Source organism: Cytophagales bacterium (assembly GCA_019456305.1).
Classification (GTDB): domain Bacteria; phylum Bacteroidota; class Bacteroidia; order Cytophagales; family VRUD01; genus VRUD01.
Genome location: VRUD01000116.1, coordinates 1 through 9404, shown reverse-complemented (window position 1 = coordinate 9404; position 9404 = coordinate 1). Strand labels below are relative to the sequence as shown.

The window sequence follows — 9404 nt, the reverse complement described above, 5'->3', positions numbered from 1 at the left end:
TTTTGAAATTGGGATTTTATGAATAATTGAGGATAGTAATTATTTTTTATTTGTTATTATTTTAGTGAAACGATATATTAGTATAATTAGTATTCATTCGTATATTAGCATTATATACTTAGTATAAATGAAAGAATCATTCTTACACTTTATCTGGCAATTTCAATATTTCAATAAAAAAGACATTAGAACTGGTCAGGGGGAAGTGGTGCACGTGCTGAGTCCCGGCATCTTAAATACAGATGCGGGCCCGGATTTTCAGAATGCAAGAATAAAGATCGGTGAAATTGAATGGTTCGGGAATGTTGAGATACACGTTAGATCTTCTGACTGGATCAACCATAAACATCAAAATGACAATGCATACGATAATGTGATATTGCATGTGGTATGGGAAGATGACAGACCTGTTAAAAGGGTTGACGATAATTTTTTACCTACTATCGTTTTAAGTAACAGAATTTCTGAAAAACTGTTCAATCGATATATCTCACTTGACAAAAGTAAAGAAAAGATACCTTGCACCTGGCATTTTGCAAAGGTTAACCGGTTGATAAAACTTTCAATGCTTGATAAAGCATTGATGCAGCGGTTAGAAGAAAAGGCTATGCAGATCAGGGATATCTTGATAAGAAACAATTACGACTGGGAAGAAACCACTTATCAGATTATTTCTAAAAACTTTGGTTTCAATAAAAACAGCGACTCATTTTTTAGATTATGCAGGGGTTTACCATTAAAGACCCTGCAAAAGCATCGTGATAATCTATTACAAATTGAAGCCTTGCTTTTCGGGCAGTCAGGCCTGTTAGATGAAAGTCTCAAAGATGATTATCCCAAATTGCTCAACAGGGAATATAGTTTCCTGAGTCAGAAGTATTCGTTGCACAAATTGTCAAAATCAGAATGGAAATTTTTAAGGTTACGGCCTGCTAACTTTCCCACTATCCGTATAGCACAGTTTGCTTGTATGATCTATAATACCCCCAACATTTTTTCTAAGATCATTAATACAACTGATGTAGTACAGCTCTATAAACTGTTTGAAATTAAGCAGTCTGATTACTGGCAAATGCATTACTTATTTGACAAGGAAGCTACTCATAAGAGCAAAATCCCGGGATTTGGGAAAATGAGCGCTGAAAACCTGATAATCAATACTATAGCTCCACTATTGGTATGCTATGCTAAAGAAAAAGACAAGGATGTATATATTGAAAGAGCTGTTAAGTTTTTAGAATCATTGCCTGCAGAGAAAAATCATATCATTAATTATTGGCAAGATGTTAGCTTACCTATGAAAAGCGCTTTTGATACACAAGCAGGTATTGAGTTATACAACAATTTTTGTAAACCGAAAAAATGTTTGAGCTGTAATATAGGAGTTGCTATTATGAAGCAGTAGGCAGTAGCAGTAGGCAGTAAGCAGTAAGCAGTAGGCAGTAAGCAGTAAGCAGTAAGCAGTAGGCAGTAAGCAGTAGGCAATAAGCAGTAAGCAGTAAGCAGTATGCAGTATGCAGTAAGTAGTAAGTAGAAAGCAGTAAGCAGTAACAAGTAACCAGTAACCAGTAACCAGAAGCCAGTAACCAGTAGACAATATCCAAAATCCAATATCTAATATCCTCTATATGGAATCTTCCATCTTCCATTTAAATAACCTATCCTACCTTATCCACATCCCGCTCATTATTTATATTGCGGTAAAGCTCAACAATATATTCAAGTCGTACCCTCTTTCAAAATTCTTTTATTATGGATTAGGTTTTAAATTATTGGCAGGTGCAGGTGTAGGGCTGCTGTACTTTTACTATTACGGCTACGGTGATACGCTGTTATATCATTATGATGCAGTAAAATTAAATTTACATGCCTTCGATGATGTAGTATCTTACTTTCACATTGTCGTATTTGGAGATTTTCCTAATGAAATAATAAGAAACCAATTTACTTCATGGAACCAGCCAAGAGTCTTTCTTATGGTAAAGATCATAAGTATTTTAGATTTTTTCACTTTCCGGAATTATTGGGTCAACAGCCTTTATTTTTCATTATTTAGCTTTATTGGCATGTGGTATTTGGCAAATACCTTATCCAGGATCAACCCCAATTTTTCTACCGCTTCGGCTATTGCGTTTTTATTTTTTCCATCCATTGTATTCTGGTCCTCAGGTATCCTGAAAGAAAGTATAGCTATGGGTAGTATCGGCTTATTTTTAGGTTTTGGCCTTAATTCAATTGCACAAATACAAGGAGGGAGTAGGGGGTCAGGGGGTAGCGAAGGCGTTTTTCGCTATGCCCCGCCAGCTGGCGGGGCCATGCGCATTATTGTTTCATTGTTGTGTATTTGGTTAATATGGAAATTGAAATATTATTACCTGGCTGTATTAATGCCCTTATTTCTATCTTACCTCATTACTGAACTTGTAAGTAAAAAGGTTAGATATTTAAAGGAGAAATTTGTATATAAAATGCTGGTTTATTGTATTTTCGTTATTTTATTATCAACACTTGCCACACAAATCCACTGGAATCTTAATTTTACAAGGATACTGGATATAACCGTTGACAGCTTCCATAAAATACTTGAGAAGTCAAATGCTGATAATTGCATTGCTTTTGAAAATTTACAACCAACTCTAAAGAGTTTTTTAATGAATAGTCCAAAAGCATTATTTAGTGCGCTTTTTAGACCGGGTATATGGGAAGCACGGAGTTTTTTACAGTTCATTGCCGGGCTTGAAAACCTGTTGGTGTTGTTGTTAGCTATTTTAGCAATGTATTATTTCGTTAAAAGGGGTATGATGGAGCAAAGCGCAAAGCAGATAGTGAGGGTGCGAGTTCCCCCGAGTACTCGGGGTCAGGGGGTAGCGAAGGCGTTTTTCGTTATGCCCCGCCAACTGGCGGGGCCATGTGCTATGCTCAAGGAATTTGGGTTGCTGGAAATATGCTTTTTACTATACACTATAGTATTAGCTGTTTTTTTGGCATTTGCCTGCCCTAATTTTGGGACATTGCTGAGGTATAGAGTTGGGTTTTATCCTTTCTTTGTTTATCTTGTATTAATGAATGTTCCTTTTAAATGGATAATTAGATTTAATAAATAATTGTGGAATAGTTTTTTTTATTCTAAATTTGTGTTTATCATTTTATAAATTGATTTTATTATTAAACAACTTTGATTCATTTACCTATATTATAGCTGATTACTTTAATCAATTGGGTGTGGCTTGTAAGGTGTTGAATAATGATGCTGATTTAGTCCAAATAATTAAACCAGGCTATAAAGCTATCGTACTATCTCCCGGACCTGGAGTTCCGGTCAAGCATGGGGTAATTATGAAGGTCATTGATCATTATCACAAAAAGCTGCCGATATTGGGCATTTGTTTAGGATATCAGGCAATTGGGCAGTATTTTGGCGCGGAACTTGTTAAAAGTAAGTTACCTATGCATGGGAAAATATCAGAAATTGTAACCACTGCGCAGAATGATATTATCTTTAACGGTTTACCTAAAAGATTTAATGTTGTAAGATATCATTCTTTGGAATTAAAAAATATACCACCTGTATTACAAGCAATAGCGCATACAACTGATGGTGATCTCATGGCTATAAATCATGTTACCTTGCCAATATGGGGCTTGCAGTTTCACCCCGAAGCTGTGCTTACTGAATTTGGTTTGCAAATGTTGAAGAATTGGGTTACTTTTAATAACATAATTTCGTAAAATGAAACCACTAATTACACGAATTACACTAATTTAATTTGTGTAATTCGTGTAATTCGTGGTTAAACATTGAAATTCCGATACAAAGAAAAATGGCACATACTATAATAAAAGAAAACGGTTTTAAATATGTAGATGAAGGTAAAGGTAAAATTTTACTTCTCCTTCATGGATTATTTGGAGCATTAAGTAACTGGGAGACTGTGATCAGCTATTTTTCTAAAAATTATAGAGTTATTATTCCTATCTTGCCTATTTATGAGTTACCTGTCAAGGATACAGGGCTGGAAGGTTTGGTGACATTTATAGAAGATTTTGTAAATGAAGTATCGCTCCATGATCTTACTTTATTAGGGAATTCACTGGGAGGCCATCTTGCGCTCATTTATACACTCAACAATCCCGAAAAAGTAAAAAGGCTCTTACTTACAGGAAGTTCGGGGCTTTTTGAAAATTCTATGGGAGGTTCTTATCCAAAAAGGGGGAGTTATGAATACATAAAAGACCGCGTAGAATATACATTTTATCTTCCGGAGATAGCTACAAAAGAGCTGGTTGATGAGGTGTATGAAATTATAACAAGTATCCCTAAGTGTTTACGGGTTATTGCAATAGCAAGATCTGCACAGCGGCATAATATGGCAAAGCAAATAATAAAGATTAATGTGCCTGCGTTATTGGTTTGGGGACTTAATGATACCATTACCCCTCCATTTGTTGCTCATGAATTTAATCGTTTATTAAAAAATTCTAAATTGCACTTTCTTGATAAGTGCTGCCATGTGCCTATGATGGAGCATCCGGATAAGTTTAATGTAATACTTAATAAATTTCTTGAAGAGAATTAAAGTATGATAGCAGAAGAACTAATAAACCAAATGATCCCACCCTTAAAATTGAGCGATACTGTGCAGAAAGTGCTTAATTGGATGGAAGAGTTCAGAATTGATCATTTACCTGTGATTGAAAACCAGCAGTATTTGGGTTTGGTCTCTGAAGAAACTATCCTTCAATCCAGTAAAACTGACGTACCAATATCAACATTTCGTTTTGAATATCAAGACATCTATGTACAACAATACCAGCATTTTTACGATGTGATCAAAATAGCCATTGATAATAAAATTCCGATCATTGCTGTTTTGGATGAATTTAATAAGTTTTTAGGCGTTATTACTGTAAAGGATACTGTATCAGCATTTGCAGGGATGAGCGCTATTCAGAGCCCCGGGGGTATCATAGTGCTTTCATTGAAGGAGATTGACTACAGCTTATCTGAAATAAGCAGGTTGGTTGAATCAAATGATGCAAAAATTTTGAGCTCCTATATTTCAACCGATGAATTGGATATCTCAAAGCTTAAACTCACGCTCAAACTCAACAAAGTGGACCTGTCACCGATCATCGCCACTTTTGAAAGGTTTAATTATAACATTATTGCTAAATTTCAGGAAACTGAATTAGTGAGTGATGACAAGGAGCGGTTAGATCTTTTGCTGAAATATTTGAGTATGTAAGTAAAATAATTCCGGTTTATTCCCGAGTACTCGGGAATAAACCGGAATTATTGATACCTAAAAATCTAAATTAAAAAGAGGAAAAGTACGTCCTATTGTGAATAAAGAGCAATATGTTGCAAAAATTAATAATAATAGGGTCAACCAGCACCCAGTAACCAGCATCCAGTAACTGATAATTTGATGCATGATGTTAATAATGATTACAATTTAAGTTGTTTTTTTTAATTTAGATTTTTAGGTGATATATTTGCGTTATGAAAATAGCTGTAAATGGCAGGCTTTTTAAAGATAACGTCACTTCTGATATACAAAAAATCTTTGATGAATTATTTGCACGAGATGCAGAAATTCAGATCTCAAGGGCATTTAAGGCTTTTTTAGATAAAAAAATAACCCTTAAAGGCCAAATTGATACCTATACTGGTATAAATGATATTTTTGAAGCTGATTTTGTCTTTAGCATAGGCGGGGATGGAACTTTATTAGAAACAGTTACTCATATAGGTAGAAAGGAATTCCCTATTCTGGGAATCAATTCCGGAAGATTGGGTTTTTTGGCTATTACGCCATGTGAAATTGCAACAACAGCTATCAAATCAATATTTGATGGAGACTACAATGTTGATGAAAGAACATTGATCCGGCTGGAGTCAGAAGAAAATATTTTTGAAGGACTTAATTTTGGACTCAATGAGTTTGCTATCCTGAAAAGTGATACTTCTTCAATGATCGTGGTGCATACCTATCTCGATGGTGATTATCTGAACTCCTATTGGGCAGATGGACTAATCGTGTCCACTCCTACAGGTTCAACCGGCTATTCATTGAGTTGCGGTGGTCCTATAGTATTTCCCCATACGAGTAACTTCACTATTTCTCCCGTTAGCCCCCATAATTTGAATGTAAGGCCAATGGTTGTATCAGATAGCAGTGTGATCTCATTTGAAATTGAAGGCAGAAGTAAAAATTTTTTAGTTTCTTTAGATTCAAGGTCTAAAACAGTTGATGCATCAATTAAATTGGCGGTAAAAAAAGAAGATTTCAAGGCAAAATTAGTAAAGGTGGGTAACGAAAATTTCTTAAATACGTTAAGGAATAAATTAAATTGGGGATTGGATATAAGAAATTAAGAAATCCCTGAAATTAATAAGAACTAAAATTTTAGGCATTTTAGGCATTTATTTTTATCTTTGCGGTTTCTAATGAGAAAAATTTTTACAAGCGTAGCAATACTTCTTGCATTAATATTTATTATCACTGATGTTCAGGCTCAAAAGTTTACAAAACGGAAAAAATATACAAGTGTCGGTGGCAGTTTGAACGCTATGAATTATGTAGGTGATCTGGACCCCGGGCAGAGCTTTTTAAGCCCCAATCTTAGATTTACCCGCTATAATCTGAGCGGCTGTATCGTATGGAGAATGCAGCCCAGGATATCACTCAGAGCAAACCTGGCTGCAGGCAGAGTAATGGGGGAAGACAGAAAAGGATCTAAACCTTCAGGCAATGATAAATTCAGATGGAACAGGAATTTGTCTTTCAGAAATGATATGCTGGAATTTAAATTAGATGCTATCTTTGACTTGTTTGAAAACCGGGGCACCTTTAAAAAAAGACCCGATTATTCACCTTATGCTTTTATCGGCTTTGCTATGTTTTTTCATAACCCCAAAGCAAAATTTAATGGAAAATGGGTTGCTCTAAAACCTTTAAGAACTGAAGGGCAGGGCTTACCTGCTATAAATGGAAGAAAACCACCCAAACCCTATTCTTTGATACAACCGGCCATACCTTTTGGTGTAGGGTTCAGGTATAAGTTGGATCGGCAACTGGACATAGCATTTGAAATTGGATGGCGCGCAACCTTTACGGATTATATTGATGATGTGGGCGGGTTTTACTACGACAGGCAAACATTAATTGATGAAAAAGGTATAAAAGCTGCACAATTAGCTGATAGAAGCCTTGAGATTGGCAACAGTGGTGAATATATTGCATCTACCGATGATCCAACTGCACAAACCATTTATTTGGATGAAGATGGAAAGCCTACTTTACATTATATTATTGATAAAAATGGTGCATGTATTAGTTGTACTGGTACTCAATTAATTTGGGATTGGGAAAATGGAGAATGGTACTATGTAAATGGTTACGGCCGTGCTGGTGACCAAAGAGGCGATCTCAGAATAAAAAAAGACGGTACTCCTGAAGACCGGGGAAGAAAAGATTGGTATATCATAACCGGTTTTCACCTCACTTATATTCTAAAAGGTCAAATAATCTGCCCCAAATTCCGTTAGAAAAACATATCTCTATTAACTTTCTTTGAGAATTATACCATTAAATCAATCGTCTGTTGTGGTGTTCACGTGGACACACAAACACACCAATACTTTGAAAAATATTGCAAAAAATCTTTCCTTTTTTATTATATTTCTTAATATTGTCTCATCCCATCACTCAGTTATTGCTCAAAGAAGTGAGATTGGCGGCGGTGTAGGAGCGATGAATTATAAAGGTGAATTATCCTCAGGGTTTAATTTACTATTTTACCGCCCGGGGGCAACTATTTTTTACAGGGCAAACATCAATCCTACCATCACTTTTAAATATAGCCTTTTATATGGCAATATATATGCCCGTGATTCAAAAAAAAGACCTTTTCCGTCTTTAAGAAATGAATCTTTTAGCAGCCAGATATTAGAGCTTTCAGCACAGTGGGAATACAATTTTTTTCCATTTCGCGATCCAAAAACCATGGCCATAGACAAGTGGACGCCTTACTTTTTTGCCGGGTTTGCTTTCTTTACTGATTTTAACCTTTATCAACCCTCTATCCCTTTTGGTGTAGGCCTGAAATCTATTTATAATAAAAACTGGAACTGGGGATTTGAATTTGGAGCTAGAAAAACCTATACTGATCGTTTAGATAATTTGAGCGGGGAGGATATTAACAATGGCATACAAAAAAGTAATCCCTTTAACCAGGATTGGTATTTTTATACAGGCCTGTCAATTTCTTACACGATTTATAAGGTGGATTGTCCGGATCATTTGAACCCGATGCCAATATACTAATTATACGTATATTAGCATTTTATTAGTATCAATGGATATAAAAGAAGAAATAGATAAAGACAATCTTCCCCGGCATATAGCCGTTATCATGGACGGAAACGGACGCTGGGCAAAAAAAAAGGGAGCAACGCGCATTTTTGGTCATAAAAGTGCGGTAAAATCTGTAATGGAAACAGTTGAAGGAGCTGCTGAACTGGGTATAAAATATTTAACGCTATATGCTTTTTCTACTGAAAACTGGTTCAGGCCAAGCAATGAAATCAATGCCTTAATGGAATTGCTTGTTTCCACTATTAATAAAGAAATAAAGAAGCTGACAGAAAATAAGATCAGGCTTTTGACGATAGGAGATATCAATAGTTTGCCTTCAAATTGTAAGAAGAAGCTTCAGGAAGCGACTGATATAACCAGGAATTGTGATAGGATGACCCTGATCGTAGCAGTGAGCTATAGTGGCAGGTGGGAAATTGTAGAGGCTGTAAAGAAGATAGTAAACCAGGCAAAGAAGGGACTAATTGATACAAAAGACCTGAATGAATCCTTATTTGCCTCCTATCTGAATACCAAAGACATCCCTGATCCGGAACTTCTCATAAGAACAAGCGGAGAACTCAGGATCAGCAATTTCCTTTTGTGGCAAATTGCTTATGCTGAACTGTATTTTACAGAGCTGCTATGGCCCGATTTTACAAAAGAGGAACTTTATAAAGCAATTATTTCTTATCAGAAAAGGGAAAGACGGTTTGGAAAAATAAGTGAGCAATTAAATAGTTAATTTAGGCTTTAGTTTAATATAGCGTGTTAAACTGTATCTTAGCTCTGTAAATGTACACGAAATTGATAAAATCGGCAGTCGGCAGTCAGCAGTCGGCAATCTACAGTCCCCAGTCGGCAAAAAACAATTGCCGACTGCTCCCGAGTACTTGGGATGGACTGCCGACTGCCGACTGTGGACTGCTCCCGAGTACTCGGGATGGACTGCTGACTGCCGACTGGAGACTGCCGACTTAAAGGTATTCAATGTGATTTTGAAAAATTATGCATTTTGCAACGTTAGTTTAAACTAAAGCCATA

At 35.9% G+C, this 9404-nt stretch carries 9 protein-coding genes; all 9 read left to right on the top strand.

The window, feature by feature from the left end; all coding sequences use genetic code 11:
* The first annotated feature begins 127 nt into the window (after window positions 1-127).
* The 9 genes from FVQ77_16575 to FVQ77_16535 all read left to right on the top strand — a co-directional run bounded on the left by FVQ77_16575 (window position 128) and on the right by FVQ77_16535 (window position 9105).
* A complete protein-coding gene (locus FVQ77_16575) occupies window positions 128-1405 on the top strand; it encodes a DUF2851 family protein (GenBank protein MBW8051916.1) in 1278 nt (425 codons plus the stop codon).
* Window positions 1406-1628: 223 nt separating this feature from the next.
* Complete coding sequence (locus tag FVQ77_16570; protein ID MBW8051915.1) at window positions 1629-3104, top strand: hypothetical protein; 1476 nt, start codon at window positions 1629-1631, stop codon at window positions 3102-3104.
* Between the two features lie 49 nt (window positions 3105-3153).
* Window positions 3154-3729 (top strand): aminodeoxychorismate/anthranilate synthase component II, encoded by a 576-nt coding sequence (locus FVQ77_16565; protein ID MBW8051914.1) that lies wholly within the window; start codon window positions 3154-3156, stop codon window positions 3727-3729.
* A gap of 92 nt (window positions 3730-3821) precedes the next feature.
* On the top strand, window positions 3822-4577 hold the full coding sequence (locus FVQ77_16560) for an alpha/beta hydrolase (protein MBW8051913.1): 756 nt from the start codon (window positions 3822-3824) through the stop codon (window positions 4575-4577).
* A gap of 3 nt (window positions 4578-4580) precedes the next feature.
* Window positions 4581-5246, top strand: coding sequence for a CBS domain-containing protein (locus tag FVQ77_16555; protein MBW8051912.1), 666 nt, complete (start codon window positions 4581-4583; stop codon window positions 5244-5246).
* Between the two features lie 257 nt (window positions 5247-5503).
* Window positions 5504-6379 (top strand): NAD kinase, encoded by an 876-nt coding sequence (locus FVQ77_16550; GenBank protein MBW8051911.1) that lies wholly within the window; start codon window positions 5504-5506, stop codon window positions 6377-6379.
* A gap of 195 nt (window positions 6380-6574) precedes the next feature.
* On the top strand, window positions 6575-7552 hold the full coding sequence (locus FVQ77_16545) for a hypothetical protein (GenBank protein ID MBW8051910.1): 978 nt from the start codon (window positions 6575-6577) through the stop codon (window positions 7550-7552).
* Between the two features lie 94 nt (window positions 7553-7646).
* A complete protein-coding gene (locus tag FVQ77_16540; protein MBW8051909.1) occupies window positions 7647-8330 on the top strand; it encodes a hypothetical protein in 684 nt (227 codons plus the stop codon).
* A gap of 31 nt (window positions 8331-8361) precedes the next feature.
* On the top strand, window positions 8362-9105 hold the full coding sequence (locus FVQ77_16535; protein MBW8051908.1) for an isoprenyl transferase: 744 nt from the start codon (window positions 8362-8364) through the stop codon (window positions 9103-9105).
* Window positions 9106-9404 lie beyond the last annotated feature (299 nt).

Coding starts and splice junctions, on each gene's coding strand:
- FVQ77_16575 (MBW8051916.1), top strand. CDS start 128: ATGAAAGAATCATTCTTACACTTTATCTGGCAATTTCAATATTTCAAT.
- FVQ77_16550 (MBW8051911.1), top strand. CDS start 5,504: ATGAAAATAGCTGTAAATGGCAGGCTTTTTAAAGATAACGTCACTTCT.
- FVQ77_16535 (MBW8051908.1), top strand. CDS start 8,362: ATGGATATAAAAGAAGAAATAGATAAAGACAATCTTCCCCGGCATATA.
- FVQ77_16560 (MBW8051913.1), top strand. CDS start 3,822: ATGGCACATACTATAATAAAAGAAAACGGTTTTAAATATGTAGATGAA.
- FVQ77_16570 (MBW8051915.1), top strand. CDS start 1,629: ATGGAATCTTCCATCTTCCATTTAAATAACCTATCCTACCTTATCCAC.
- FVQ77_16555 (MBW8051912.1), top strand. CDS start 4,581: ATGATAGCAGAAGAACTAATAAACCAAATGATCCCACCCTTAAAATTG.
- FVQ77_16545 (MBW8051910.1), top strand. CDS start 6,575: ATGAATTATGTAGGTGATCTGGACCCCGGGCAGAGCTTTTTAAGCCCC.